25 protein-coding genes, 2 pseudogenes and 1 riboswitch are annotated in these 26403 nt (G+C 35.3%); of the genes and pseudogenes, 20 read left to right on the plus strand and 7 right to left on the minus strand.

What is annotated here, in order from left to right; genetic code table 11:
• Positions 1 to 29 precede the first annotated feature (29 nt).
• The 4 genes from EUC40_RS11460 (at position 30) to EUC40_RS11475 (ending at position 3597) form a co-directional block, all read left to right on the plus strand.
• Positions 30 to 1178 (plus strand): acyl-CoA dehydrogenase family protein, encoded by a 1149-nt coding sequence (locus EUC40_RS11460; RefSeq protein WP_156575186.1) that lies wholly within the window; start codon positions 30 to 32, stop codon positions 1176 to 1178.
• A 164-nt stretch (positions 1179 to 1342) separates the two neighbouring features.
• Positions 1343 to 2020 carry a copper homeostasis protein CutC gene (locus tag EUC40_RS11465; protein ID WP_156575188.1) on the plus strand — a complete coding sequence of 226 codons (678 nt, stop codon included), beginning with the start codon at positions 1343 to 1345 and terminating at the stop codon, positions 2018 to 2020.
• A gap of 23 nt (positions 2021 to 2043) precedes the next feature.
• Positions 2044 to 2595: a signal peptidase I gene (lepB, locus tag EUC40_RS11470; protein ID WP_156575190.1), complete on the plus strand. Its 552-nt coding sequence runs from the start codon at positions 2044 to 2046 to the stop codon at positions 2593 to 2595.
• A gap of 168 nt (positions 2596 to 2763) precedes the next feature.
• Positions 2764 to 3597, plus strand: a complete 834-nt coding sequence (locus EUC40_RS11475) for a DNA alkylation repair protein (protein WP_156575192.1) — start codon at positions 2764 to 2766, stop codon at positions 3595 to 3597.
• Positions 3598 to 4200: 603 nt separating this feature from the next.
• Here the strand turns inward: EUC40_RS11475 and EUC40_RS11480 are convergent.
• A pseudogene (locus EUC40_RS11480) lies at positions 4201 to 4509 on the minus strand (hypothetical protein); the annotation flags it as partial.
• A 256-nt stretch (positions 4510 to 4765) separates the two neighbouring features.
• On the opposite strand from EUC40_RS11480, the gene EUC40_RS11485 reads away from it, so the two are divergent.
• The 7 genes and pseudogenes from EUC40_RS11485 to pcp all read left to right on the plus strand — a co-directional run bounded on the left by EUC40_RS11485 (position 4766) and on the right by pcp (position 10350).
• Positions 4766 to 5518 carry an IclR family transcriptional regulator gene (locus EUC40_RS11485; protein ID WP_071711739.1) on the plus strand — a complete coding sequence of 251 codons (753 nt, stop codon included), beginning with the start codon at positions 4766 to 4768 and terminating at the stop codon, positions 5516 to 5518.
• Between the two features lie 14 nt (positions 5519 to 5532).
• Positions 5533 to 6246, plus strand: a complete 714-nt coding sequence (gene pxpB / locus EUC40_RS11490; RefSeq protein WP_156575194.1) for a 5-oxoprolinase subunit PxpB — start codon at positions 5533 to 5535, stop codon at positions 6244 to 6246.
• A complete protein-coding gene (locus EUC40_RS11495; protein WP_156575196.1) occupies positions 6237 to 7226 on the plus strand; it encodes a 5-oxoprolinase subunit C family protein in 990 nt (329 codons plus the stop codon). The genes pxpB and EUC40_RS11495 overlap by 10 nt, the downstream gene beginning before the upstream one ends.
• An 18-nt stretch (positions 7227 to 7244) precedes the next feature.
• Positions 7245 to 8006: a 5-oxoprolinase subunit PxpA gene (pxpA, locus tag EUC40_RS11500; protein ID WP_156575198.1), complete on the plus strand. Its 762-nt coding sequence runs from the start codon at positions 7245 to 7247 to the stop codon at positions 8004 to 8006.
• A 22-nt stretch (positions 8007 to 8028) separates the two neighbouring features.
• Positions 8029 to 8722, plus strand: a pseudogene (locus tag EUC40_RS11505) (DUF969 domain-containing protein).
• Position 8723: 1 nt separating this feature from the next.
• Positions 8724 to 9686, plus strand: coding sequence for a DUF979 domain-containing protein (locus tag EUC40_RS11510; RefSeq protein ID WP_001021656.1), 963 nt, complete (start codon positions 8724 to 8726; stop codon positions 9684 to 9686).
• A 16-nt stretch (positions 9687 to 9702) separates the two neighbouring features.
• Complete coding sequence (gene pcp / locus EUC40_RS11515) at positions 9703 to 10350, plus strand: pyroglutamyl-peptidase I (RefSeq protein WP_156575200.1); 648 nt, start codon at positions 9703 to 9705, stop codon at positions 10348 to 10350.
• A 291-nt stretch (positions 10351 to 10641) separates the two neighbouring features.
• Here pcp and EUC40_RS11520 read toward each other — a convergent pair whose 3' ends face one another.
• Positions 10642 to 12129, minus strand: coding sequence for a peptide MFS transporter (locus EUC40_RS11520; protein WP_156575202.1), 1488 nt, complete (start codon positions 12127 to 12129; stop codon positions 10642 to 10644).
• A 394-nt stretch (positions 12130 to 12523) separates the two neighbouring features.
• Between EUC40_RS11520 and EUC40_RS11525 the strand changes: the two genes are divergently transcribed.
• Positions 12524 to 13252 carry an NAD-dependent protein deacylase gene (locus EUC40_RS11525; protein ID WP_156575204.1) on the plus strand — a complete coding sequence of 243 codons (729 nt, stop codon included), beginning with the start codon at positions 12524 to 12526 and terminating at the stop codon, positions 13250 to 13252.
• A gap of 55 nt (positions 13253 to 13307) precedes the next feature.
• Here the strand turns inward: EUC40_RS11525 and EUC40_RS11530 are convergent, their stop codons facing one another.
• Positions 13308 to 13889, minus strand: a complete 582-nt coding sequence (locus EUC40_RS11530; protein ID WP_156575206.1) for a hypothetical protein — start codon at positions 13887 to 13889, stop codon at positions 13308 to 13310.
• A 289-nt stretch (positions 13890 to 14178) separates the two neighbouring features.
• Between EUC40_RS11530 and EUC40_RS11535 the strand changes: the two genes are divergently transcribed.
• The 6 genes from EUC40_RS11535 (at position 14179) to EUC40_RS11555 (ending at position 20215) form a co-directional block, all read left to right on the plus strand.
• Positions 14179 to 16332, plus strand: a complete 2154-nt coding sequence (locus tag EUC40_RS11535) for a peptidoglycan D,D-transpeptidase FtsI family protein (RefSeq protein WP_156575208.1) — start codon at positions 14179 to 14181, stop codon at positions 16330 to 16332.
• An 82-nt stretch (positions 16333 to 16414) separates the two neighbouring features.
• Positions 16415 to 16951 carry a signal peptidase I gene (lepB, locus tag EUC40_RS11540; protein WP_071711749.1) on the plus strand — a complete coding sequence of 179 codons (537 nt, stop codon included), beginning with the start codon at positions 16415 to 16417 and terminating at the stop codon, positions 16949 to 16951.
• A 101-nt stretch (positions 16952 to 17052) separates the two neighbouring features.
• Positions 17053 to 17583 carry an NUDIX hydrolase gene (locus tag EUC40_RS11545; RefSeq protein WP_156575210.1) on the plus strand — a complete coding sequence of 177 codons (531 nt, stop codon included), beginning with the start codon at positions 17053 to 17055 and terminating at the stop codon, positions 17581 to 17583.
• 68 nt (positions 17584 to 17651) lie between these two features.
• Entirely contained in the window at positions 17652 to 18779 is a 1128-nt protein-coding gene (locus EUC40_RS11550) for a hypothetical protein (RefSeq protein ID WP_156575212.1), read from the plus strand.
• A gap of 31 nt (positions 18780 to 18810) precedes the next feature.
• Positions 18811 to 18966 (plus strand): antitoxin VbhA family protein, encoded by a 156-nt coding sequence (locus EUC40_RS27245; RefSeq protein ID WP_167520147.1) that lies wholly within the window; start codon positions 18811 to 18813, stop codon positions 18964 to 18966.
• 391 nt (positions 18967 to 19357) lie between these two features.
• A complete protein-coding gene (locus EUC40_RS11555; RefSeq protein ID WP_156575214.1) occupies positions 19358 to 20215 on the plus strand; it encodes a PhzF family phenazine biosynthesis protein in 858 nt (285 codons plus the stop codon).
• A 55-nt stretch (positions 20216 to 20270) separates the two neighbouring features.
• Here the strand turns inward: EUC40_RS11555 and EUC40_RS11560 are convergent, their stop codons facing one another.
• Positions 20271 to 21032, minus strand: coding sequence for a class I SAM-dependent methyltransferase (locus EUC40_RS11560; RefSeq protein ID WP_156575216.1), 762 nt, complete (start codon positions 21030 to 21032; stop codon positions 20271 to 20273).
• Positions 21033 to 21495: 463 nt separating this feature from the next.
• Here EUC40_RS11560 and EUC40_RS11565 point away from each other — a divergent pair, with 463 nt between their 5' ends.
• On the plus strand, positions 21496 to 22476 hold the full coding sequence (locus tag EUC40_RS11565) for a hypothetical protein (RefSeq protein ID WP_156575219.1): 981 nt from the start codon (positions 21496 to 21498) through the stop codon (positions 22474 to 22476).
• Between the two features lie 110 nt (positions 22477 to 22586).
• Here EUC40_RS11565 and EUC40_RS11570 read toward each other — a convergent pair whose 3' ends face one another.
• The 3 genes from EUC40_RS11570 to EUC40_RS11580 form a co-directional block, all read right to left on the minus strand.
• Entirely contained in the window at positions 22587 to 23357 is a 771-nt protein-coding gene (locus tag EUC40_RS11570) for a DNA alkylation repair protein (protein WP_156575221.1), read from the minus strand.
• A gap of 33 nt (positions 23358 to 23390) precedes the next feature.
• Positions 23391 to 23696, minus strand: coding sequence for an iron-sulfur cluster biosynthesis family protein (locus EUC40_RS11575; RefSeq protein ID WP_071711757.1), 306 nt, complete (start codon positions 23694 to 23696; stop codon positions 23391 to 23393).
• Between the two features lie 114 nt (positions 23697 to 23810).
• Positions 23811 to 25277 carry an amino acid permease gene (locus EUC40_RS11580; RefSeq protein WP_071711758.1) on the minus strand — a complete coding sequence of 489 codons (1467 nt, stop codon included), beginning with the start codon at positions 25275 to 25277 and terminating at the stop codon, positions 23811 to 23813.
• 112 nt (positions 25278 to 25389) lie between these two features.
• A riboswitch (Lysine riboswitch) is annotated at positions 25390 to 25582 on the minus strand.
• Positions 25583 to 25935: 353 nt separating this feature from the next.
• Here EUC40_RS11580 and EUC40_RS11585 point away from each other — a divergent pair.
• Positions 25936 to 26397: a GNAT family N-acetyltransferase gene (locus EUC40_RS11585; protein ID WP_156575224.1), complete on the plus strand. Its 462-nt coding sequence runs from the start codon at positions 25936 to 25938 to the stop codon at positions 26395 to 26397.
• The last annotated feature ends 6 nt before the right edge of the window (positions 26398 to 26403 follow it).

A 26403-nucleotide genomic window follows, 5' to 3' on the forward strand; every position in this document is an offset into this window, starting at 1 on the left:
GATGAATCGAGCATAAAGGAGATTATAGTATGGCACTCTCATTTGTTGAAACAGAAAAACAATCTTTAATTATTGAACAAATAAATAAATTGATTCCAAAGTTCATGGAAAGGGAGCATCAACTAAGTGAATTAGGATCATTTCCGTATGAAAATATAAATGATTTGAAACATATTGGATATACGAAATTAACGTTACCGAAGGAATTTGGTGGAAGCGCGATTTCTTTATATGACTTCGTTTTATTTCAAGAGAAAATTGCAGAAGGCTGTGGAGCTACCGCATTGTCAATTGGATGGCATATCGGTATTGTGAAAGAACTAGCTGAAAATCGCTCTTGGAATAACGAGATGTTCAAATGGTTTTGCGAAGAAGTACGTAACGGTGCCCTCTTTAACCGCGCGGCGACAGAACCGAAAACAGGGAGTCCGACGCGTGGCGGCAAACCAGAAACAGAAGCGATTCAAAAAGGTGATAAGTGGATTATAAATGGAAGAAAAACTTTCACAACGATGGCACCAGTACTTGATTATTTTATTATTTCAGCAAGTATAAAGGGCCGTGAAGAAGTTGGTGAGTTTGTCATTCCAAGAAATACGCAAGGCGTGTCAATTGAAGAAACGTGGGATAGCGTTGCGATGCGAGGAACTGCTAGCCATGATTTAGTCTTACAAAATGTAGAAATAGAAAACCGCTTTTTTACGGATGTAAAAGGCGGAAAAGTGAAGCAAAAGGGTATTGGCTGGTTGCTACATATACCAGCATGTTATTTAGGAATCGCACAATCAGCAAGAAATTATGCAGTTCAGTTTGCGGAATCATACAAGCCAAATAGTTTAAACCATTCAATTAGTTTATTGCCGAATGTTAGAAGATTAGTCGGAGAATTAGAACTTGAGCTTATGCAAGCTCGCGTCTTTTTATATCAAATTGCGAAAAAGTACGATGAAGCAGAAGATAAGCTTTCACTACAAGCAGAGCTAGCAGCAGTGAAATACGCCGTAACGAATGCAGCAATATCCATTGTAGATAAAGCAATGCGCATCGTAGGAGCAAAAAGTTTATCAGAAAAAAATCCACTTCATCGCTATTATTTAAACGTCAGAGCAGGATTACACAATCCACCGATGGATGATGCAACACTGTCTATGTTGGCGGATGCGGCGTTTCGGTCGTGATGAATAAGTAAAAAGGCTGTTCCAAAGCGGAACAGCCTTTTTTATTATTTTAATTCAATAAATCTTTCTTTTCACTCTTCTTTTTATAGTTTTAAAGGAGAAAGCTAGGTTTCTTATTTTTACTAATGTTATAATAAGAAAAAAGCACGAAAAGAGGTTATCTCATGCTAGAGGTTATTGCAACATGTTTAGAAGATGTGAAACGAATTGAACGAGCTGGCGGGAAGCGAGTTGAATTGATTTCATCTTATACAGAAGGTGGTTTAACACCGAGTTATGCTTATATAAAAAAAGCGGTAGAAGCGGTACATATACCGATTCACGTTATGATTCGTCCACATGCGAAGTCTTTTACATATACGGAAGAAGAAATTGAAATGATGAAGGAAGATATTATCATCACGCAGAAGTTAGGGGCAGCTGGTGTTGTATTAGGCGTATTAAATGAACAAAATGAAGTGGATGAAGAGAAACTAGCAGATTTATTATCTGTTGTTGATGGAATAAATGTAACGTATCACCGTGCGATAGATGATACCGAAAATCCAGTGGAAGCGATGAGAACTTTAAAGAAATTTCATAAAGTGACGCACGTTTTAACTTCAGGTGGACAAGGAAATATAGTAGAGAATATTCCGGTTCTTACAGAAATGCAAAAGGTAAGCGATGGTCAAATTCAACTTGTAGCTGGAGCTGGCGTGACGAAAGAAAATATAAAACGATTGCTAGATGAAACTGGAATTTCGCAAGCACATGTCGGTACAGCGGTAAGAGAAGAGAAATCATGTTTTGCTGAAATCGATCCTAATTTAGTACAAGGATTAGTTGAAATAATAAAATAAGTGGTTAAGAAAGAGGAGAAACGATGAAGGAAAATACGAAGAAAGAATTATTCTCATGGGCTAAAACGATAGGATTTACCCTTGTATTAATCGCAATTATTCGTGGTGTTTTATTTACACCGTCATTAGTACAAGGCGAATCGATGATGCCCACATTAGAAAATAACGAACGAGTTCTCGTGAATAAGGTGGGTTATAGCATAAGTGGATTAGATCGCTTTGATATTATCGTATTCCACGGAAAAGAAGGATACGATCTCGTGAAACGAGTAATTGGTGTACCAGGCGATACAGTAGAGTATAAAAATGATGTTTTATATGTAAACGGAAAAGCGATGGAAGAACCGTATTTAAAAGAGTTTAAAGAAAAAGCAGCTGGCCGTGTATTAACTCCAGACTTTACGCTAGAACAAATAACAGGGGAAACGAAAGTGCCAGAAGGCCAAGTGTTTGTTTTAGGAGATAATCGTGAAGTTTCTAAGGACGGTCGTATGTTCGGTTTTATTTCAGAAGATGAGATTGTCGGAAAAGGACAAGCTGTTTTCTGGCCGTTGAAACAAGTAAGAGCGTTATAAAGAAAGAAGTATGGGCGAAATATTCTTCCGGTGGATTTAAATCACATTTTTTGTAACACTGAATGTTCATTTAAGAAAGACAGACAGACAGACAGAGGTCATTTTGATTATTATTTTTCAAAATGGCCTCTGTTTATTTGAAGATAGTATTGCAAGGAGGGAATTTAAATGATAACGAAAGAATCAGAAGTTATCTTAAACAGGAAAGGAGCCAGGAAAGTAAACGAAATTCCTAAAGAGGTCTTACAATTACTACAGCAAGGGAAAATAGAAAGTGTTAATCTAACAGAATGGCTAGCTATAAATCATATTGAACTACTTAAAAATGTCTTACCTTCAATAGGACTCAAGGATGGTTTGGAATGTATAGTAGCTGAATTAGAAAAAAAGAACGTTGAAACAGGGATGAAAGTCATACGAATAACAGGAACTTTATTGGATGAAATTATATTCAAAGAGAATGAAGGAAACAAGGAAGACGTACTGTTAAAATTATCTAAGCATATTTCGGATAGTGTACGATGCTGGGCAGCGTTTATGAATAAAAAATCAAATAACACATTAAAAGATACATTAACGTATATTCAACCTTTTGCGGCAGATCATCATTTTGGTGTTCGGGAAATTGCTTGGATGTCAATTAGAGAAGATCTTTCACAAAATATAGAAGAAAGTGTGGATTTGTTAGTAGAATGGGCAAAAAGTGAAGATGAGAATATTCGCAGGTTCTCTGTAGAGTCTATTCGTCCTCGAGGTGTATGGAGTAAACATATTGAAATATTAAAACAAGAACCTGAAAAAGCACTTCCAATTCTTAATTTACTTAAATCAGATCCATCAAAATATGTACAAGATTCGGTTGGAAACTGGTTAAATGATGCAAGTAAAACGAAACCGGATTGGGTAATGAACCTGTGTGAAGAATGGGCAAAGAATACTGACATAAAATCAACTAGTAGAATTATTAAAAAAGCTAAAAGAACGATTTTGAAAAATAAGTAATATGTAACTAATAGATTTGCTAGTTTTACGAAGAAACAATCAATCATGTAAAAAAAGAATACTTTGAATAACTATGAGAAGAGCATGTATTGATCAATACATGCTCTTTATATTTTCTTTTATATCAGTGTTACTAATGAAAGGTAATTAAATTTTATCCCGCTTTAATGGGCAGTAAGACCCCCACCTCAAAATTCAGCGAAAGCAAAGAAGTTAGGTGGGGGATCAACTGCCCATAAAAGTCCGATTGGTGAAGGCTAATAATCAGTGGGGGATGAAGAACCCCCCACTGATTATTAGCCTTCACTTTATTTCAAATCTAAACTTCCGTATTTTTTTATTGTAACTTTTATTCTAATAGTTTTGTAACAACATGTATTTTGGAAAGTGAACCGTCTCTATTTCTAAAAATAATTTTATATTCACCTTCAGGAAGCCAATCACTCCAATTTATCCCGCTTTAATGGGCAGTAAGACCCCCACCTCAAAATTCAGCGAAAGCAAAGAAGTTAGGTGGGGGATCAACTGCCCATAAAAGTCCGATTGGTTCAACTAATAATCAGTGGCGGATGAAGAAAACCCCCACTGATTAAAGTTTCACTTTATACTAAATTCACTTATCGCTTGTTCCCCAGGTTTTAAAGCTCCGTCAATCATCCAAGCACCTTTAGCATTATATAAAGTATAACTAAAAGGAGAATCACCTGTATTTTGTACAAGAACGCTTAAGTTATCTCCATTAAAATAGTTGAAATTATAAGTGGTTGATCCGAAAAATGCAACGTCTTCGTTAGTTATGGCACGTTGTTCAATTTGAGAGTTTAGCTTAGCATCTTCATTTGTCGCAAATGTCACATTATAACCTATACAAAAAGATAGCATAATAGCAGGAATTACTAGCAGTTTTTTCACAAGAAACACTCCTCGTATTTTATTGTATATATACCCATAATAAACCAAATAGGTTTAAAGGATAATAGTTGAATATAAACATTTACAAATGTATGTAATTATTTACACGCATTTTAAATTACTGACAGAACCTCCTAGGTTATACACTTGAAAAAAATATTGAAAGAATTGAAAGAATATTTTATAATTTTAAATTATATACTTGTTTCGAAAAACGGAATTTAAGTTCCGAAATTCGGAACTTAAAGGAGATAGGATGAGTATAAATAAAACGGCAGTTAAGACAATGGATATTTTGGAGTTATTTTATGAGCATGAAGAGTTAAGTTTAACAGAGATGGTTCAGCTTACGAGTATGCCGAAAACATCTGTTTATCGTTTAATTGGCTCGTTAGAAGAAATGGAGTTTTTACAAAAAAACGAAAAGGGGAAATATCGTTTAGGGGTCGTTTTTTTACGGTTCGGTCAACTTGTTTCACAAAGGCTATCAGTCAGAAATATTGCGATTCCATATATGAAAGAACTTAGAGATAGTTTAGGGCAGGCGGTCAACTTAATCATTCAAGATGGTAATGACGCGATTTATGTTGAAAAGATGGAAGGGGTTCAGCCAGTACGTGTGTATACGGCAGTTGGAAGACGAGCTCCGCTTTATGCTGGTGCTTGCCCGAGAATTTTACTATCGTATTTTTCTGAGGAAGAGAAAAGAAAGTACATAGAGGAAACAGATTTAAAACAGTTTGCAGATGGAACGATTGTGAATAAAGAGCAGTTGCTAGAAGTATTACATATGGCGAAAGTGGAAGGGTATACAATTAGTTATTCTGAACTAGAAAATCATACAGCGGCTATAGCAGCACCAATTTTCGCAAGTGACGGAACGATTGTAGCCGGTATTAGTATTTCAGGTGTAGCAATTGAGTATAGCGAAAGTAGTATTCCTTATTTTATTGCGAAAGTGAAAGAAACCGCATACCGCATTTCAAAAGAACTCGGCTTTTGGGCATAGAAAGAGGGAATGGGATGAAATTTTCTGCATTAGGGGATCAAGCAATTATTGTTACATTTGGTGAAGAAATTAGGATGAATATATACGAGAAAGTGCAACGATTATTTCAAGGGCTGCAGCAACATCCGTTCGCAGGAATGGTTGAATGCGTTCCATCTTTTACTTCGTTAGCCGTTTATTACAACGTATACGAAGTATGGAAGCGAAATGAGAGAAGTGAAAGTCCATATGACTACGTTTGTCAGTATATACAAGAACTGAATACTTCTTTTAAAGAAGAGATGAAACGAGATGTGCAACATATTTCGATACCAGTTTGCTACGGCGGAGAATTTGGACCTGATTTAGAAGAGGTCGCGCATTATCAAGGGTTGCAAGTAGAGGACGTTATTCGAATACATAGTGAAACAACATATTTTGTGTATATGTTAGGATTTACACCGGGATTCCCATATTTAGGGGGGCTATCAAAAGAACTAGAAACACCTAGAAAAGAAACGCCGCGGTTACAAATCGCACCTGGTTCGGTAGGGATTGGCGGAAATCAAACGGGTATTTATCCGCTTGAAACACCGGGCGGATGGAATATTATCGGCCGAACACCGATTTCTTTATTTAATCCGAAAGAAGAAACACCAACATATATTCAAAGTGGTATGTATTTACGATTTATACCGATAACAAAGGAAGAGTACGTATCGCTTGAGGGGGCTAAAGAATGGATGTAGAGGTTTTGCATGCAGGGATGTTTACAACAGTCCAAGATTTAGGGAGATCTCATTATCAACAATACGGTGTACCTGTTGGCGGGGCTATGGATCCAAATGCACTTAGAATGATTAATATGTTAGTCGGTAATAAAGAGAATGAAGCAGGACTCGAAATGACGATCATGGGACCTAAATTGTTAATAAAGAAAACGACGTTGCTCGCGATTGGCGGTGCGGATATGGAACCGTTATTGAATGGAGAACGCATCCCGTTATGGCGTCCTATTTTAGCTGAAGAAGGTAGCATGCTTTGTTTCGCAAAAGCGAAAAGTGGTTGTAGGACATATGTAACTTTTGCAGGTGGTATTCATATTGATCGTACGATGGGAAGTAAAAGTACTTACATACGTGCTGCGATTGGTGGCATAGAAGGAAGAATGCTGAAAAAAGGAGATTATTTTCAAATTGGTACAGGGGCAGACATTGCTAGTCGCTTCATTCAACGTCTACACGATGAAGAGAGAGTCAAAATGAAATGGGCGATTTGTAACGACGCTTTACCAAAATATAAGAAGCATCCCATTCTTCGCGTCATAACAGATTTTGAATATGATCAGTTTACAGAAAGTAGTAAAGGTTCATTTTTTACGAAAGAATATAAAGTGTCCAATTATGCTGATCGCATGGGATATCGGCTTGACGGAGATGTGTTAAATAGAGTCGTTGAAAAAGAGATTTTATCGAGCCCAGTTACATTCGGAACCATTCAAGTTCCAAACGGCGGACAGCCTATTATATTAATGGCAGATAGACAAACGACAGGTGGCTATCCGAGAATTGGAAATGTCATTTCAGTAGATTTACCTCTTCTTGCGCAGTTGAAACCAGGAGACTATGTTTCTTTTGAGAAAATCACGATAGAAGAAGCGGAGCAATTATACATAGAGCAAGAAAAAGATATGAGCCTATTAAAGAAATTCATCGCTTTACGAAGCTGAAATTAGGAGGGAAACATCATGAAGACAATCGATTTAAATTGTGATTTAGGAGAAAGTTTTGGAGCTTATAAAATGGGGAATGATGATGAAATTCTTCCGTTCGTTTCCTCTATAAACGTTGCTTGTGGTTTTCACGCAGGTGATCCGTCTGTTATGCGGCAAACGGTTGAAAAGGCACTTCAGCATAATGTAGCAATCGGGGCACATCCTGGATTTCCTGATTTAATTGGATTTGGGAGAAGAAACATGAACGTTTCAGCAAGTGAAGTATACGATTATGTTTTATATCAAATCGGTGCATTGGACGGATTTGTGAAAGCAGCTGGCGGGAAAATGCAACACGTAAAACCGCACGGCGCGTTATATAATATGGCGGCAACAAATTTAGAAATTGCGGATGCAATTGCAAAGGCAATTTCTCATATAAACCGAGATCTATCACTTTACGGGTTAGCAAATAGCGAGGCGTTTATACAGGCTGCGGAAAAATACAATGTAACGCTCGTACAAGAAGCTTTTGCTGATCGTACATATACGCAAGATGGAACGTTAACGAGTCGTACAGAAGAAAATGCGCTCATAAAAAATGAGGACGAAGCGATAACACAAGTACTTCAAATGGTGAAAGAAGGATATGTAAAAGCAGTGAATGGAGAGAAAGTAGCAGTTCAGGCACAAACAATATGTTTACATGGTGATGGAGAGAAAGCCGTCCAATTTGCGGAAAAAATATACAGAACATTCGAACTTAATGGTATTACTATTTGTGCACCGAAATGAAAAATGAGGGGAAGTGCTAGAAATGATTAAATTAATCGGGATATTACTCGTTGCGGTTGGCTTTTTATTTAGATTAAATACATTGTTAGTAGTTATGGTTGCAGGTATTGTTACGGGGATGGTTTCTGGTTTAAGCTTCTATGATGTCATCAGTATGTTCGGTAAATTTTTCATAGAAAATAGATATGTCTATGCCTATTATATTAACTTTACCGGTAATCGGAATTTTAGAGAGATATGGATTAAAAGAAAGAGCAGAGGCACTTATTACGAAATCAAAAGGAGCAACAACTGGAAGAGTATTAATGTCATATTTTACGATAAGAGAATCATCAGCAGCACTAGGACTTAATATTGGTGGTCATGCGCAAACAGTGAGACCACTCGTTGCACCAATGGCAGAAGGAGCTGCGCAAGGACGATACGGTAAACTTCCTGAAAAATTAAGAGAGAAGATTAAAGCAAACGCAGCTGCTGCAGAAAATACAGCTTGGTTTTTCGGAGAGGATATTTTCATCGCAACTGGTGCCATTTTATTAATGAAAGGATTCTTCGATTCAGTAGGTATGCACGTCGGAGTATGGGATATGGCACTTTGGGGTATTCCAACAGCAATATCCGCACTTATTGTGAGCTGGATTAGGTTTAGAAGGTTTGATAAATATATAGAGAAAACAATGAAGGCAGAAGAAAAAGAAGAGAAGGAGGCAATATAATATGAACATCATCACTATGGATACAATCTACTATGTATTAGGAATAATAGTTGCCTTTATCGCTGTGCGTATTGCATTCGATCGTGAACATCCAAATCGATTCGGTTCTAGCTTGTTTTGGGCATTGTTTGCTGTTACATTTTTATTCGGAAATGTAATCCCTTCGTTTTACGTTGGCTGTATTGTACTCGCTATGGTCGTTTTAGCTTCATTAAATAAAGTAACAAAATCAGAGGAGAAAGAAGTACCAGTACAAGAACGTGTGAAACATGCTGAGAAATTAAAAAATAAAATTTTTATGCCTGCACTGTTAATTCCGATTTTTACAATTATCGGTACATTGACGTTAGGAAAAATCAAATGGGGAAATGTCTCTCTCGTTGATCCAGATAAAGTAACGTTAGTTGCATTAGCGTTAGGAGCACTACTCGCATTCGTTGCGGCGATGCGCATTACAAAAGCAAAAATAACAACGCCTGTTCAAGAAGGAAGCAGATTACTACAGGCTGTCGGCTGGGCAGTTATTTTACCACAAATGTTAGCAGCACTTGGCGGGATTTTCGCGAAGTCTGGCGTTGGACAAGTCGTTTCTGATTTAGTTGGACAAGTGTTACCGACAGAGTATCCGTTCGTTGCTGTAATGGCGTATTGTTTAGGAATGATGCTATTCACAGTTGTAATGGGAAATGCATTCGCAGCGTTTGCCGTTATTACTGGCGGAATTGGTTTACCTTTAATTGTTCAAATGCACGGAGGAAACCCAGCAATTATGGCAGCACTCGGTATGTTTGCTGGATATTGCGGAACACTTATTACGCCAATGGCGGCAAACTTTAATATCGTTCCGGCAATGCTTTTAGAACTGAAAGATAAGAATGCTGTTATTAAGGCGCAAGTACCAATTGCTCTTTCTATTTTCATTATCAATATGTTTATCATGTATGGCCTTGTATATCGTTTCTAATTAGGAGGATAAAACTATGAAAACAGTATTACTAACAGGATTTGATCCGTTTGGCGGAGAAAGTATCAACCCAGCTTGGGAAGTCGCAAAAAGTTTACATGAAAAAACAATCGGAGAATATAAGATTATTAGTAAACAAGTCCCAACTGTCTTTCATAAATCAATAAGCGTATTAAAAGACTATATAGAGGAACTAAAGCCTGAAATGATTATATGTATCGGACAAGCTGGGGGTAGACCAGATGTTACGATAGAGCGAATAGCAATTAATATTGATGATGCAAGAATTGCTGATAATGAAGGAAATCAGCCGGTAGATGTACCAGTTGTAGAAGAAGGACCGGCTGCATATTGGTCGACGTTACCGATGAAAGCAATTGTAAAGAAACTTCGCGAAGAAGGGATACCGGCTTCTGTTTCACAAACAGCAGGTACATTCGTTTGTAATCACATATTTTATGGCCTCATGCATGAACTAGAGCAACATGATCAAAAAATAAAAGGCGGATTTATTCATATTCCATTTTTACCAGAACAAGCGAGTAACTATCCAGGGCAACCGAGTATGTCACTTTCTACTATTAGTAAGGGGATAGAATTGGCAATTGAGGTAACGACGGAAGTGGAAGTAGATATTGTAGCGTGCGGCGGTGCGACGCATTAAGTAAAAAGCATGTTAATTAAAGAGGGCTGATGCAGCCCTCTTTGTATTTTTAATTGAAGATGCATTATAGGATACTAATATATACGGAATTGTAACCAGCACAATGTTTTTATCCGCTCTTTTTAGGGAAAAAAGAGTAAAGATTTAATTAAGTTTTACTTCAAGAATTAGATGGAACTTATTCTATGGACTTTTGGTTATGTTGCAGGTGAAGGATTGCTATGGGTATACAAAAAAGAGTAACCCGTTTGGCTACTCTTTTTTGTATTTGTTTGTTTCAATAAGAGACCGTTATTGAAGTCCCTTCATGAAATTTTGGATTTTTGATGATAATGCAAACAGCAGGATGCTAACTAAAATGGAGATAGCACCAATAACACCAAAGTAAATTGCTTCTGTTGCAGGATTATATAGTTTAACAACTTGGGCATTTATTGCTTGCGCAGACGCAGTTGATAAGAACCATAAGCTCATAGTTTGCGAAGAGAAAGCAGCTGGAGCCAGCTTCGTCGTTATTGATAACCCTGAAGGAGATAAACAAACTTCTCCAATTACAATTAAAAAGAAGCTAAGGACTAACCACATAGGATTCACTAAAGAGTGAGTACCGTTGATTAAAGCCGGAATAATCATAACTAAGAATGAGAAACCTGCAAATAGCAATCCAATAGCGAATTTTTTTGCCGTTGAAGGCTGCTTCTTGCCTAACTTTATCCAAACCCATGCAAAAATCGGGGCAAGCGTTACGATAAAGATTGGACTTAATGATTGGAACCAAGCGGAATGCAATGTAATGCCATTGAACTGTAATTGAGTTCGTTGATCCGCGTATGTCGCTAAGATAATAGCACCTTGTTCTTGGATAGACCAAAATATTGTAGCTGCAATAAAGAGTGGTATATACGCAAGAAGACGAGATTGCTCTACTTTTGTTGTTTTAGGACTACGATACATATAAATGAAATAATAGGCTGGAATAACAATCCCTAAGATACTAATCAGGAATGTAAATCGATTTATAGTTAACAACCCAGTTGGAATTGTAGCCACACCTAGCAATGTTAATACAATCAGACCAACACTGAAATACTTAATAGTCTTTTTTCTTTCCGAATCTGATAATGGATTAGGTACTTTTGTACCGATTAGACCAAGGTTTTTCTGTTTTGTTCCAACAAATACCCCTAACCCAATTGCCATACCAACTGCCGCAACTCCAAAACCAACGTGGAAATTATATTGCTGACCTAATGTTCCGACAACTAAAGGTGCAAGTAAGGCACCTAAGTTAATACCCATGTAGAATATACTAAACCCTGAGTCACGACGCGCATCTGTTTCACTGTATAAACTTCCTACGATGTTCGATATGTTAGGTTTTAACAACCCTGTTCCTAGAATTAAGAAGACCATAGAGATAAATAACGCACTTTTACTACCCGGCAAAGCTAAAATAAGATGGCCAATCATAATTAAAACGCCACCAAAGAATACGGTTTTACTTGGACCAAATAAACGATCCGATATCCATCCGCCGATAATACTAGACATGAACAGTAAGGAACCGTAAATTGCCATTATCGAGGTTGCGGTAGATTGTTCAATTCCTAATCCACCTTTTGCGACCGAATAGTACATATAATACAGCAAAATAGCTCTCATTCCGTAATGAGAAAACCTTTCCCAAAACTCAGTGAAGAATAAAGTGAATAATCCTTTTGGATGCCCAAAAAATCCTGTTTGAGGAATACTTTGAACAAGTTCGTTTTTTTCTTTCATAATGTTAATATTACCCCTTATTAATTTTTAATATTATACAAGTATAACTTAAGAGACTCCCAGTAGTCCATAACTATCTAAGCCCATAGATGAAGAAAAGCAGCCTTCTGGCTGCTTTCTAAATGAATTAAAAAATCGTCATTTGCTTATTAGATACACTTTTCACTGAATCTATCTCTAAAAAATCCAGAATTTATTGTGAGAGTGCTTTAGCTACTAAGAATGCCACGGCCATTACGAACAAGTATTGAACAGTAGTTATCTTTGAAACTTTAATTATGCCCAAAAAAGTTTGGGTTTACATAATGCAACATAGTAAGTAAACCGAATTGTACAACACCTACTGTAAACAACTGGTATAATAAATATAGGAAAATACATAGAGGTGATGTTTGTGCAACAATATGAAGAAGTACGTTCAATTTTAGAAAAAGCGAAGAAAATTACAGTATTAACAGGCGCAGGGGCAAGTACGGAAAGTGGTATACCAGATTTCCGTTCATCAAATGGATTGTATGCTGATGCGAATGTAGAGATGTATTTATCAAGAGGATATTATAACCGAAATCCGAAAGAGTTTTGGAAGCATTATAAAGAAATCTTTCAAATTAATACGTTTCACCAATATAAAGCAAATCGTGGGCATCGCTTTTTAGCAGAGCTAGAAGAACAAGGAAAAGATATAACGATTTTAACGCAAAATATTGACGGTTTGCATCAAGTAGGTGGTAGTAAACATGTTATTGATTTACATGGAACACTGCAAACAGCACATTGTCCGAAGTGTAAAGAGGGATATGATTTGCAGTATATGATCAATCATGAAGTACCACGCTGCGAGAAGTGTAATTTTATTTTAAATCCAGACGTTGTTTTATACGGAGATACACTGCCGCAATATCAAAACGCGATAAAACGTTTATATGAAACAGATGTACTTCTCGTAATGGGAACGTCACTCAAGGTACAGCCAGTCGCTTCATTCCCAGAAATCGCAAAGAGGGAAGTAGGAGCAACAACGATTTTAGTAAATGAAGAATTAACAGGGCAGGAATATAACTTTGATTATGTATTTCAACAAAAGATTGGTGAATTTGTTGAAGGGTTATCTTCAATGGAATAAGGTATTGAAAAAACTGAGGTATTCGCCTCAGTTTTTTATTTAAGTAATCACTGTTTTAAGCCTCATGAAAACATTTTGATAATGTAGTAAACACATCTTTATAATTTATAAAAAGGTGTTTCATAGGTAAAATGGCAGAGTAAGAAGTGATATTTTCTTTAATGAATACACACTCGTCATAAAGTAAGCTAATATGTAGCTGTTGTAAGGGTTCTATTTGGTTTTGCTTCAGGTATAAAACTAAGTCATTATAAAGTTGCGTACTATACTCAGTTACAGAACATTCTAATGAATGCTGACCTACTATGCTAGTCCACCATACTTTAAAACTACATATTAATTCTTTGAAGGATTCTTCATTACATAAATGAGTATTAAAAAGTTTCTCATAAAATATATGATTCTCCTCATAAAAAATTTGCGAATCATATTTGTCGTTAGTAATTTGTTTACGAAGTGTTTGCCATAACTCTTTAAAATTCACTTCGAAATCATTAGAGAAATTGAAAGTTTTTGCTATGTAGGGAAAGTGGAAATTTCCTTTGCTCTCTTTTTGATTGAGGCGAATATTTTGAATATAAATCATAAAGTTTAGACAGTGTGGGGTAGTAATATATATTGTAAATGAATCTGTCATTTTGTTTGCTCCTTCGTAATGTTTTGTATGGATTTATTTCTTAATTATACAAATAAATGTAAAATGATGGAATGAAAAAACAGTGTAATACTCTCTTTCTTTTTGAATACCATTCATGTTATTGCACATTAAGGGAATGGTAATAAATAGGTTGGGAAATTAAAATACTGAAAATTTAATCTTTTATTTCTTTTGTAATTAATATAAAATTCTATATATATCATATAAATAAATTTGATACATAATGAGTTTGTGTAGAAATGTTAATAGAATGAAGCGAGGGAGCGAAATGAGACAGAAAAAGGAGAAGCAGAAACAATCGAAAAAGAAAAAGACTCATATTCCATTTCGATTGAATGTACTATTTTTTATCGTCTTTCTTTTATTTTCAGCTATTATAATTCAATTAGGTAAAGTACAAATCATTGATGGAGAAACGTATAGAAATGAAGTGAATAAGAAAGAAGATGTGACGGTGAGCACGCCTGTTCCTAGAGGAAAAATGTTTGATCGGGAAGGTCATGTGATTGTAAATAATAAACCGTTACGAACCGTTACATATACGAAAATGAAAGGAGTAGATTCGAAAGAAGTTTTACAAGTAGCAAGGGATTTAGCAAAGTTAATTGAAATGCCGCAAGAGGATATGGATAAGTTAACGGAGACTGATAAGAAAGATTTTTGGATGCAGTTAAATGAAAAACGTGCTATGGCAAAAGTTACGAAAGAAGATGAAGGTAACTTTAGAAAGCAGGAAGTAGAAGGGAAAGAATTAGATAAAAAAGTAGAAGAATTGCGCCGAGAAAGAATTACACAAGAAGAATTAAATGAACTTTCAAAAGAGGATATAGAAGTATTAGCAATTAAAAGTAAAATGAATGCGGGATATAAAATGACGCCGCAAATTGTCAAAAAAGATGTGAGTCTAAATGAATATGCAGTCGTAAGTGAAAGATTGGCAAGCTTGCCAGGAGTAGATACGACGGTGGATTGGGAACGTGAATATCCAAATGATAAAATACTCCGTTCTGTCCTTGGTAGTGTTTCTAGTGAAAATGAAGGATTACCAAGGGAGCAACTAGACTACTATTTAGTACGAGATTATAACCGAAATGATCGTATCGGTAAGAGTTATATCGAAAAGCAGTATGAAGATGCGCTGCATGGTACGAAAGAACAGACGAAAAATATTACAGATAAAACCGGAAATATTGTTCGGACTGAAAAAGTGACAAAAGGAAAAAGTGGGCATAATTTAATGTTAACAGTGGATATGGAATTGCAAAAGAAAGTGGAGGAGAGTCTTGATAAAAATTTAAGAGCATTTCATTCTTCAGAACCGATGATGGATCGCGCGTTTGTTGTAATGATGAATCCGAAAAACGGTCAAATTTTATCAATGGCAGGAAAGAAAATTGTAAATAAAGACGGTGGGATGCAAATAGAAGATTTCGCTTTAGGGACGATGACAAGCTCGTATGAGTTAGGATCAACGGTGAAAGGGGCTACGTTATTAGCTGGATATCAAACGGAAGCGATTAAGCCGTATACGCATTTCTTTGATGCACCAATGTACTTTAAAGGGAGTGTCAAGCCGAAGAAATCTTGGAAAGACTTTGGAGATATTGATGATTTAAGAGCTTTACAAGTTTCATCGAACGTTTATATGTTTAATACAGCTTTAAAAATAGCAGGTATTAATTATGTACCACAAAATCCGTTAGATATTAAACAAGAGACATTTAATAAAATGCGCTATTACTTTAGACAATTTGGCCTAGGCGTACCAACTGGTATTGACTTGCCGAATGAATCAATCGGTCAAATAGGTAGAACTGATAATATACCTGGTTTTTTACTTGATTATGCGATTGGACAATATGATACATATACACCGCTTCAACTTGCACAATACATTTCAACGATTGCGAATGGCGGTTACCGAATGAAACCACAAATTGTGCAAGAAGTGAGAGAGCAACCAAATAGACCAGAGGATGTTGGGAAAGTCATTCGGACAATGGAACCAACTATATTAAATCGAGTGGATATGGATATTTCCTATATCAATCACGTAAAAGAAGGATTTAGAAGAGTATTTCAAGAAGCAGACGGAACAGGTACCGCAACATTTAAAGGATTACCGTATAAACCAGCTGGAAAAACAGGAACAGCTGAAACAGTATATGGCGGGGAAAGTGATATTGGAAGAGATGAAAACTATAACCGAAAAAAATGTTATAATTTAACTCTTGCCGGTTATGCACCATATGATGCTGATCCGGAAGTCGCTTTTTCAGTTGTTGTACCATGGGTGAATGATGATAAATCAGGAATTAATTCTGCGATTGGTAAAGAGATTTTAGATGCGTATTTCGAATTGAAAGCGAAAAGGTCGGGTGTAAATCTACCCCCGGTAGAACAGTTGAACAAAGCCCAGTAAAAATAGTATCACTGCACAGACACACATTGTGCAGTGATATATTTTTTGAGTTAAAAAGCGTTTGAATAAGGTGGGAATGAATATGGAAGAGGAGATTAAGAAAAAGGAGATTAAGACAGGCTGGGGGAAGTACATACTATTTATATTTGTCATGGTAATAGCCTACCATTCATTTACGTTATGCAAGGTAGAAGGGAAATCGATGCAGCCAACTCTGTATGAAGAAGACTACGTATTTGTAAATAAAGCAGCAGTACATTTTTCGAATTTACAGCACGGAGAAATTGTCATTATAAAAGAAGAGGATGAATCGAAATATTATGTGAAACGTGTCATAGGGCTTCCTGGTGATGTCATTAACATAACGAACGGAACGGTATATGTAAATGATAAAAAGCAAGAAGAACCATATACAAACAAAGAGTTGTTCAACAACACACAAGTGTTTTACAACTTTCAAAAGACAAAAATTCCACCAAATAAGTTATTTGTAATGGGAGATAATCGTGAAATTAGTAGAGATAGTCGAAATGGTTTAGGGTATATAGAAGAAGATAACATAATTGGCAAAGTAGAATTTGTGTATTATCCTTTTTCAAAAATGAAAATAATAGACTAGTTTAGTATCTTTATGTTCCTCAAAAAACAACCAATGAATAATTAGATGCTTTTACAATGGGAATGAAGTTAACGGTTAAGGAATAGAAAGGAACTGATCGCATGTATAAGTACACAATTTGTTTCATTAGACAAGGGGATAACATACTCCTCTTAAATAGAAATAAAAAGCCGAATATGGGAATGTGGAATGGTGTTGGAGGGAAAATTGAAGATAATGAAACGCCATATGAAGGAATAATTAGAGAAACGCTTGAAGAAACAGGCATAGATCTTCCAAGTGTAACGTTTAAAGGGAATGTGGTTTTTAAAAGTAAGGACGAGCCTCGAGGTAGTGAGGGAATGTATGTATTCCTTGCTGATCTGCCAGATGGAGTACATTTGGACACACCATTAAGTACGGCGGAAGGATTATTAGAATGGAAAGAAATCGATTGGATATTAAATTGTGATAATAGAGGTGTAGTTAGCAATTTACCAAAATACTTACCAATAATATTAACAGAAGATAAAAAATTAGAGCATATATTTACATATGATAACCGGAATATTATTAATTACACAACTGCATTTCTAACGGAAGATGATGTGAACAAGCGATATGTAAAAAAACTACCCTCATACTCTAGTTGATAAAATATTTTAAAGAGCAATCGGTATTTTCGTATCGATTGCTCTTATTCTATACGCGGGGTGATGATATGTTTCAGAAATATAATTCATTGGCCATAATCGTCATATGTACAATGTTTCTTTTTGTAGCTTGTTCTAAAAGTGATACGGAACTGAAAGATATTCAAAGAGCAGATTATCTTGTATCTTATTCAAATGCAATGAAAAACGGTGGTTACATGTATGCATACGATAAAAAAGGAAATGAGATTAGTAAAATAGAAGTAGATGGTCAAAGTATGATGAGTAATGCAAAAGATGAAAAGGGGTACTACTTTTCATCAAGTAGAAATAACAATCATTACGCTATTGATAAGACAGGTAAAATACGTGAGTTAAATAGACCTAAACAATTACAAAATATAAACGCAGGAGCATATTTCATCCATGCAGAGCAAGGGTATGTATATTATGATGTGAATATTGGATTGGTAGACGAAAAGAAGGGATATACAAGTGAACTTGTATATTGGAAAGATAGTGACAAAAGGCAAGAAAGTGTAGAACTGAAGGGAACGATTCAAGGAGCGCATATTATTAAGAATCATATATACGCATTTTCACAAACACTAGACAAAATATATATTTCAGAAATAGACTTGGCCACAAATAAAAAAACAAACGAATTTGAAATTCCTAATGAAAACGTGTATTTTGCACCAACTACTCAAAAAATAATTTTTCAAAAGTATAAAGATAAATTATTACTCGCATTGAGTGATAACGTAAATCAAAAGTTATCAGCTAAATTAATGATGATAAACCCGAAAACGAGAGTAGTAGAAAAAGAAAAGGTACTAGATGACGAGAATATTATACCTGTTCTAGTGCAGGTGATTGATAATAAGGTTTATATTTTAGGCGATGATGAAAAAATAAAAGAATTAGATGAGAATTTAAATATCATACGTACATATTCATTGCAAAGCGATAAAAAAACAAAAATCGCTAGAGAGGATAAAGGGATATGTGATATACAAGTACAGGAGAATAAAATATACATCCTATACAAAGATATGAATTCGAAGAGTAAAACAAAGCAACTTGTAGCTGAAATTGAAGGGTATGATTTATTAACGGGAGCCAGCATGGAAAAGACTACTTTGCAATTAGATAAGAAGTGGGATGATATTACCTTTCTTGCATTAAAAGAGTAAATAAAATGATGTGAAGGGGATAACTCAAATTATGACATTCAAAAGTGAGGAAGAACTAAATGAAGCTATTGCAGAGGCAAAAGCAAGTCTAGCAATAGAGGGCATGAATCTTACAAAAGAAATGGAAAAGATTATTAGAGACAAGTTGGCAGGTAAGATAACGCATGAGCAATTTATCCCGCTTTAATGGGCAGTAAGACCCCCACCTCAAAATTCAGCGAAAGCAAAGAAATTAGGTGAGGGATCAACTGCCCATAAAAGTCCGATTGGTTCAACTAATAATCAGTGGTGGATGAAGAAAACCCCCACTGATTAAAGTTTCACTTTATCGTATTAGCAGATGCGATTGCGAGACGTGAACGTACTTAACAATCTAGAAGGCACCACAAACTTTTGTTACATAAACAGGAAAAAAGAGAGGGTAGATCCAACGCTCTGACTGTAGACAAACTATTTTTGTAGAGTTCAGATACTAAAAAATAGTTTGTCTCTTGCTTTATGGAGAATTTATCCAACAATATATATACGTAGTACGTTTTATGCTACAATTTACTATAAGTGAGGAAGGAAGGTGTCTTATGAAAATATCCGTTTATGTTGCAAGTGCATTTAGCAAGGATCATAAAGGCGGAAATAAAGCAGGAGTGGTATTTATGGAGAATACATTGACCACTACTCAAAAAATGGCAATAGCCAAACAACTGGGCTATGCGGAAACCGCATTTATATCAGAATCTGAAGTTGCTGATTATAAAATTGAGTATTTTACACCAAAAGAGGAAGTTGATTTATGTGGTCATGCCACAATTGGCTCTTTCGCGATACTGATGCATTTAAATAAACTTTTCAAGAATCGCTATACGATTGAAACGAACAGCGGCGTTCTTACTATTACCATAAAAGATGACATCATATTCATGGAACAAAATGAACCGATATTCTATGATGTTATATCTCCAAATGAGTTTATCGACTGCTTTGACATTGAAGATATAGAAAATACATACCCAATTCAAATTGTCTCCACAGGCTTAAAAGATATTTTAATTCCTATAAAAAGCGAAACACAATTACATACACTGCAACCTAATTTTGAAAAAATTAAAGAAATCAGCAAGTATTATAATGTTGTCGGGATGCATCTATATACTTTTAATGACAATCGAATAATATGCAGAAACTTTGCTCCACTATATGACATCAATGAAGAAGCAGCGACTGGAACTTCAAACAGCGCATTAGCTTGCTACCTTTATGAACAGCACTACTTACAAAAAGAAGTCTATGTATTTGAACAAGGTTATTCTTTACACTCGCCTTCCGAAATATTAGTTAAATTAGCAACCAATAGCGAGAATAAAATAGAAAAAGTTTATGTTGGTGGCAAAGGCTATTACTGTGAAACGAAGTGTTTAAATATAGAAAATATTGAGTGAAAATAAAAAAAGAGATGGCAGATCCATCTCTTTTTTATTTTCATATACTCCATGATTAGCTGCGACTCGCCTTAATGATAAAACGGTGTTGTTTCACATCAAAATATCCCTTTTGCAAAATGATCTCATGTATACGATATAATTCCCCATAGTAACCCTCGACAGTAAAATCAGGAATTTGCCACGGAATTGCTTTTAAGTAATAGACGATAGCGCCAATATCATAAAAGCGTTGGAAAGGAAACTCTTCTTTTTCTTCTAAAATAGTAAATCCATTTTCCTTTAGTTCATTACATGCAGTTTCAAGAGACCAATTTGCAAATTCGCTATTTAGCGGTGAGATAAACTGCTCATTAAGTTCAGCACAATCAAGACCGCCAACTTGTTGTGTAAGAAATGTTCCATTTGGAGAAAGGATTCTTTTTACTTCAGAAGCAGCATACGATTCATGTTGATTTAAGATTAAATCAAACTGTCCATCTTGAAATGGTAATGCAGCATCATCGCTCACCTCTACAACTTTAACCCCTAAAGGCTCTAATTTCTTCTGAGCAATTGACATGTTTGGAGCGTAGCCCTCAGTTGCATAAATAGTTGAGGGGAATGGTTGTAACATAGATAAAAACTCTCCGCCGCCAGTACCCATATCTAACATTGATTCTGCACGCTGCATAAGCTGGAAAGCAGTGCTACCGTACGACCACGATAAAGGCTCGCTCTTCATTCGGCCCGTTTCTGAAATGAAAGAAAAGTCCCAACCACTAAAATGTGTATTTGCACTTTTTAATAAAGTTAAAAATAATGGATCACGTTTCATAATTTTGTCCTCCTATTTTTTAATGGATAATATGATGCGAAAAGAAAAAAGGGAGGACCTCTTATTAATGAGAAGCGGTTTTACGTTTCGTGTTCGAATAGATTCATATAAGTTTGCTCCTTGTAAGAATGGTTATTTATATATTCGGGATAATTGAGTAGAAATCCTTTGAACTTAGTTGTGATGTTTTTAATTACTTGGTTTGAGTCGTTTCAGGTACTACGAATTATTACGTGGTTAAAAAATATCTATTAAAATCTAAAATGTCGGTAAAAATGGGGAACCTTAAATTTAGGTTTCCCTTTAATTTATTAAATTATCAATATTAAAATTAACAGAGCCATTAATAAAAGAAATATATATACTGAATATAAAAACTTTTAATTATTTGAAAATATTTTATAATTTAGTATTGTTTATATATGGAATATTTTGTTTGTACGAAAGAGGGGTAAGGGGTTATATGAAAAGAATGAAAAATGTAATGTTGCTAGTGTTGTGTTTCTTATGTTTAAGTGGTTGTAATTATGAAGATGAAGATCAGGTGAAAAAATATGTGAAAAAAAAGCACGGAATCGATGTGGTTGTAACAGATTGGGGCGCTATACATGAAGGGAATATGGGGCATACATACCATACTGTTCAAGCGAAAAATAACAAAAATATTCAATTTAGAGTAGAGGTAGATGGTCTCATCTATTCAAGAATAACAGGCGATGAATACGAATACGGGAAAAAAACATATGAGGAATATAAGAAATTCAAACCAATGCTAGAAGAAATTAAAAAATTAGGTTATGTGGAATCTGAAAATGAAAATGCTCTCCAATATATATTGGATGATAATATAGGGAGAAAACCAACTGATAAGTTATTATTAACTTTAAAAACGAGTGACAAGATAGATTACAGTCAATTTGAATCAACAGAATTAGATCGTTTATATGCTCTATTCCAATTCATTCAGAAGAGTAATAGAAAAATAACAGAACTTGAAATTGAGGATCAAAATGGTGAATCTATAGGCTTCCCTTTTAATAATGTGCAAAAAGCTATAACGAAAGAAGAACTGCTTCTAACAATGAAAAATACTGTAAGCAGTTATTGGACATATTTGATTCAAACTGAAACAAGAGTAGATGAAAGATTAAATGAAATTCAAAATGATCGTTTCGTAATTAAAGATATTACTTGTCCACACCCAGAAGACGGTAATTGTCCAGAGTATAAATTGATTTTAGTTTTCAATGACAGTGAGATTAAATATAAAGATGATTCCTATGTAATAGAGGATTTGAGAAAGGTAGTCACTATTCTTAAAGAAGAACTATATAATAAGGAATTTGACATATTTTTGACGAACAAGGATGGAACAAGTTATTCACTCTGGTTATCATCGGAAGCAATCAAGAAAAGTAATACCGTGGAAGAACTTGTAAAATAAAGGTGTAAAGAAAAATTCAAACCACTTTTTAAGTTTGTTATTTCTTTATTCAAAAAGAAAGAAACGCTTATGCTCCATTTTTGAAGCATAAGCGTTTTTGTTTAAAATACTCAAAAAGAAAAATCCTTTGGTAAAGTACCATTTTTAATCACCGTTCTTAACCCATGTTTTATAATCCAAGGGTTAACAGGATACGGTTTATCACGCAATTGCTGAAACCATTGAAAAACGAATTCTTTATCTTCTTTCGTAATATCGTTAATATGATTAGCTACAGATTTTTGAACATATTTAGAAGGGTCATTCATTAATGGTTCAAGAAGCTGTAAATTGTTCTTAAAATCACCTTTCAAGGCTCCCGTTTTTTTAGCCCAAGGAAGTCTTGGTCTTGTACCTTCTGAAACCAATCTCCTAATGTGGCTGTTTTCATCATGAATCCACTGTTGCAATATATTTAGTGTGTCTTCATGATATGTTTCAAGAAAAGGCCGAATAGCATATTCAGCAGTATTCCGTTTTGTTATTTCATACATGGCGTTGAATGAGGTTTCAAAATTGTTAAGCCCATATTTTTCAACGTATTTTGCGATAGGCATATACATATATCCGTTTGTAAATGTGCCTACTTCTGTTGTATTTTCTGGTCCCAATGTTTTCAGTAATATATGTATTGCTTCATTAAAATCCTTTTGCAAAGCATTGTGTAATTCATCTGCAATTACTTCAATTCGTTGCTTTAACTCTAAATTTTCAACTTTATATGTTACGGAAGCTACAAAGTTTCTTTTAGAGAAATTAGGATCGTATTTACAAATAGAATCAGCCATGTTTTCTGCTAATTCTTCGTTAAATAAAAATTTTAACGGAACATATTTACCCATATTTTCACCTCAGTGGTCAGTTGAAAACAAGTTTTATTTTTTAATCGACAATCCATAAACTAAAGTTTCACTCGGAGTCGTAATACTAAAACCTGTCGTCTTATAATCAAGTTTCACTGTATCACCAGTGTAGTCTTTCGTAAATGAATCCATTTGTACGATAAGATTTGCATCTTCATATACAACATCATCTGCAACATATGTATCCCAAATTAAATCGACATCAACGAAAATGCTACAAGAGTTTGTCATTGTTCCTCTAATGCGAATGATCTTTTTATCTTCACGTTCTAATCTATGTATAGCTGCTATTGCTTCATCAGTAATGCGAATGTTCATGGTATCCCAACCTTTATATATATTTCCTTTATTATTACAAAAACAAGAGCAATAGGGAAGTAAAGAGGTTTGTAATAAAAAACGAGCAAACAAATTTGTTTGCTCGTTTAACGTTTATTTCAATTCACATTTATCAAGTGGAATCACTTTTGTTTTCTTCGTAAATTTATAGCCTAACCATAGTACTAAGAAGAGTGGTAAACCGATGTAAGAAACAAGTACACCGTTCCAATCGATTGCTTCACCCATAAATGCGCCGTAGTTTTGTCCTAAAATAACGATGACACAAAGTGCAAATGCGAAGATTGGTCCGAACGGGAACCATTTTGCTCTATACGGTAAGTCTTTTAAATCTTTACCTTGTGCGATATATGCTTTACGGAAGCGATAATGACTAATTGCAATTCCAACCCATGCGATAAAGCCAGACATTCCTGATGCATTTAATAACCAAATGTATACAACGCCGTCACCGAATAAAGAAGCAATGAAAGCGATACTACCAACGATTGATGTTACAATTAATGCGTTAACAGGTACGCCGCGGCTATCTAATTTACCAAGAAACTTCGGTGCTTTTCCTTGACGAGCTAAATCCCAAAGCATACGAGTTGATGCGTACATACCAGAGTTACCAGCAGATAGTACGGCAGTTAAAATAACAGCGTTCATAACAGAAGCAGCAAAGGCAACGCCCGCTTTTTCAAAAATAAGTGTAAATGGACTTACTGTTACATCACTTGCAGCAAGGCTTTCAGTTGTGTAAGGAATTAATAAACCGATAACGAGAATCGCAAGGATATAGAATAAAAGAATACGCCAGAAAATTGAACGAATTGCTTTCGGAATATTGCGCTCTGGATCAGACGTTTCACCAGCAGCTACCCCAAGTAATTCAGTACCTTGGAATGAGAAACCAGCTGCCATAAATACACCGATAATTGCCATGATACCGCCATTAAATGGTGCATCTGCAACAGTGAAGTTTTTAAAGCCAACAGATTCTCCGCCCATAATGCCGAAAATCATCATAAAACCGACAATTAAAAAGATAATAATTGTAACTACTTTAATAAGTGCGAACCAATATTCAGATTCACCAAACCCTTTAACAGATAAATAGTTTAAAAGGAAAATAATAGCTAAACATAATCCGCTCCAAATAAGAGAAGGGGTATCAGGGAACCAAAATTTCATAATTAATGTTACGGCTGCAAGTTCAGCAGCGATCGTAATCGCCCAGTTATACCAATAGTTCCATCCAAGTGCAAAACCAAGTGATGGATCAACAAATTTTGTTGCATACGTACTAAAAGATCCAGTAACAGGCATGTAAGCTGCGAGTTCAGCTAAGCTTGTCATTAAAAAATAAACCATAATACCAATTGCGGCGTATGCAACTAGTGCACCACCAGGTCCAGCTGTATGGATTACACCACCGCTGGCAAGAAATAGTCCGGTACCAATTGTACCACCGAGAGAAATCATCGTAAGGTGTCTTGATTTTAAACTACGTTTTAATTCACCTTTTCCTTTTGTAGTTTGCGTTTCAGAGGTAGTTTGATTCGTTGCGCTATTCATGTTCAACACTCCTTTTCTTGTAAGATAGGAAGGAGCGGGGGAGAAAAATACAAAAAACCGCCAAAAGAATTAGGCGGAACGTTTCACAAATAACCACCCCATCATACCCTTCCGTTAAGATAGCACCCCACGTTTACACGGTAATTTTGTAAACGTGACAGTTCTGTTCCTTTCGGAGACAGCCCCAGCCCATATTTCCAGAGAAGAAATATAAACTTCGGCAACTTTTCCTTTCAAACGGAGTCGGTGACATTCTCTGTGTCTCGTCCATTTTACTTTTAAAAGTCGCAACCTCTACCTCATCGGACTGATGAGGATTTATATATTGCTAAGATTTTTAATATATCGCAATTGTAATCACTTTCTGAATATATTGCAAGGAATTTTGTTAGGAAAAGTCAAAAAATATCGGTTATTGTTTAGGAAACGCTTGCAAAACTCCACCCGAACCTACTGTTATGTAACAAAAAAATAAAGAAAGAAATTGTTATACAAATGTTTCGCAAAAAATATTGAAAAATCCTTTAAAAATAAAAGAAAATTCTGAAAATATAATTCGACATAACTATCGAATGCGGTGTACGGAAAATAAATAGTGAATATTCTTTATATTTATAGTAAAATTGAAGCATTGTTTAATTGAAAAGGGGAATTTGTGATGAAATTAGAAACGGGAAGACTATATATAGTGCCGTGTACAGAAGAGAAGCTTCGCGTTGCTGAAGAGCAAGGGTATAACAGCGGTCCGCATATTGTAGGACATGTAGAAAATATAAAGAAAGATGCAGCTTTATTACCTTGGGGCGCATGGTATGTCATTCGAAAGGAAGATGATATCGTATTAGGTGATATAGGGTTTAAAGGGAAACCGGATGAGGATCGTACAGTAGAAATTGGTTACGGTTTTGTTGAGAAATATTGGAATAAAGGATATGCTACAGAATCTGTAGGTGAATTAATAAAATGGGCTTTTCAGACAGGAGAAGTAGAAACGATTATTGCAGAGACACTTCTAGATAACTATGGTTCGATCCGTGTGTTAGAAAAATTACATATGAAGAGAGTAGAAACTACAGAAACAATGATCAATTGGAAAATAGAAAAATACCGCTCGAAATAAATCGGG

This window comes from Bacillus luti (assembly GCF_009739945.1).
In the GTDB taxonomy this organism is placed as follows: Bacteria; Bacillota; Bacilli; order Bacillales; family Bacillaceae_G; genus Bacillus_A; species Bacillus_A luti.

Excerpts from the sequence above, each read along its gene's own strand:
- EUC40_RS11460 (WP_156575186.1), top strand. The coding sequence starts at position 30 with ATGGCACTCTCATTTGTTGAAACAGAAAAACAATCTTTAATTATTGAA.
- EUC40_RS11465 (WP_156575188.1), top strand. The coding sequence starts at position 1,343 with ATGCTAGAGGTTATTGCAACATGTTTAGAAGATGTGAAACGAATTGAA.
- lepB (WP_156575190.1), top strand. The coding sequence starts at position 2,044 with ATGAAGGAAAATACGAAGAAAGAATTATTCTCATGGGCTAAAACGATA.
- EUC40_RS11475 (WP_156575192.1), top strand. The coding sequence starts at position 2,764 with ATGATAACGAAAGAATCAGAAGTTATCTTAAACAGGAAAGGAGCCAGG.
- EUC40_RS11485 (WP_071711739.1), top strand. The coding sequence starts at position 4,766 with ATGAGTATAAATAAAACGGCAGTTAAGACAATGGATATTTTGGAGTTA.
- pxpB (WP_156575194.1), top strand. The coding sequence starts at position 5,533 with ATGAAATTTTCTGCATTAGGGGATCAAGCAATTATTGTTACATTTGGT.
- EUC40_RS11495 (WP_156575196.1), top strand. The coding sequence starts at position 6,237 with ATGGATGTAGAGGTTTTGCATGCAGGGATGTTTACAACAGTCCAAGAT.
- pxpA (WP_156575198.1), top strand. The coding sequence starts at position 7,245 with ATGAAGACAATCGATTTAAATTGTGATTTAGGAGAAAGTTTTGGAGCT.
- EUC40_RS11510 (WP_001021656.1), top strand. The coding sequence starts at position 8,724 with ATGAACATCATCACTATGGATACAATCTACTATGTATTAGGAATAATA.
- pcp (WP_156575200.1), top strand. The coding sequence starts at position 9,703 with ATGAAAACAGTATTACTAACAGGATTTGATCCGTTTGGCGGAGAAAGT.
- EUC40_RS11520 (WP_156575202.1), bottom strand. The coding sequence starts at position 12,129 with ATGAAAGAAAAAAACGAACTTGTTCAAAGTATTCCTCAAACAGGATTT.
- EUC40_RS11530 (WP_156575206.1), bottom strand. The coding sequence starts at position 13,889 with ATGACAGATTCATTTACAATATATATTACTACCCCACACTGTCTAAAC.
- EUC40_RS11535 (WP_156575208.1), top strand. The coding sequence starts at position 14,179 with ATGAGACAGAAAAAGGAGAAGCAGAAACAATCGAAAAAGAAAAAGACT.
- lepB (WP_071711749.1), top strand. The coding sequence starts at position 16,415 with ATGGAAGAGGAGATTAAGAAAAAGGAGATTAAGACAGGCTGGGGGAAG.
- EUC40_RS11545 (WP_156575210.1), top strand. The coding sequence starts at position 17,053 with ATGTATAAGTACACAATTTGTTTCATTAGACAAGGGGATAACATACTC.
- EUC40_RS11550 (WP_156575212.1), top strand. The coding sequence starts at position 17,652 with ATGTTTCAGAAATATAATTCATTGGCCATAATCGTCATATGTACAATG.
- EUC40_RS27245 (WP_167520147.1), top strand. The coding sequence starts at position 18,811 with ATGACATTCAAAAGTGAGGAAGAACTAAATGAAGCTATTGCAGAGGCA.
- EUC40_RS11555 (WP_156575214.1), top strand. The coding sequence starts at position 19,358 with ATGAAAATATCCGTTTATGTTGCAAGTGCATTTAGCAAGGATCATAAA.
- EUC40_RS11560 (WP_156575216.1), bottom strand. The coding sequence starts at position 21,032 with ATGAAACGTGATCCATTATTTTTAACTTTATTAAAAAGTGCAAATACA.
- EUC40_RS11565 (WP_156575219.1), top strand. The coding sequence starts at position 21,496 with ATGAAAAGAATGAAAAATGTAATGTTGCTAGTGTTGTGTTTCTTATGT.
- EUC40_RS11570 (WP_156575221.1), bottom strand. The coding sequence starts at position 23,357 with ATGGGTAAATATGTTCCGTTAAAATTTTTATTTAACGAAGAATTAGCA.
- EUC40_RS11575 (WP_071711757.1), bottom strand. The coding sequence starts at position 23,696 with ATGAACATTCGCATTACTGATGAAGCAATAGCAGCTATACATAGATTA.
- EUC40_RS11580 (WP_071711758.1), bottom strand. The coding sequence starts at position 25,277 with ATGAATAGCGCAACGAATCAAACTACCTCTGAAACGCAAACTACAAAA.
- EUC40_RS11585 (WP_156575224.1), top strand. The coding sequence starts at position 25,936 with ATGAAATTAGAAACGGGAAGACTATATATAGTGCCGTGTACAGAAGAG.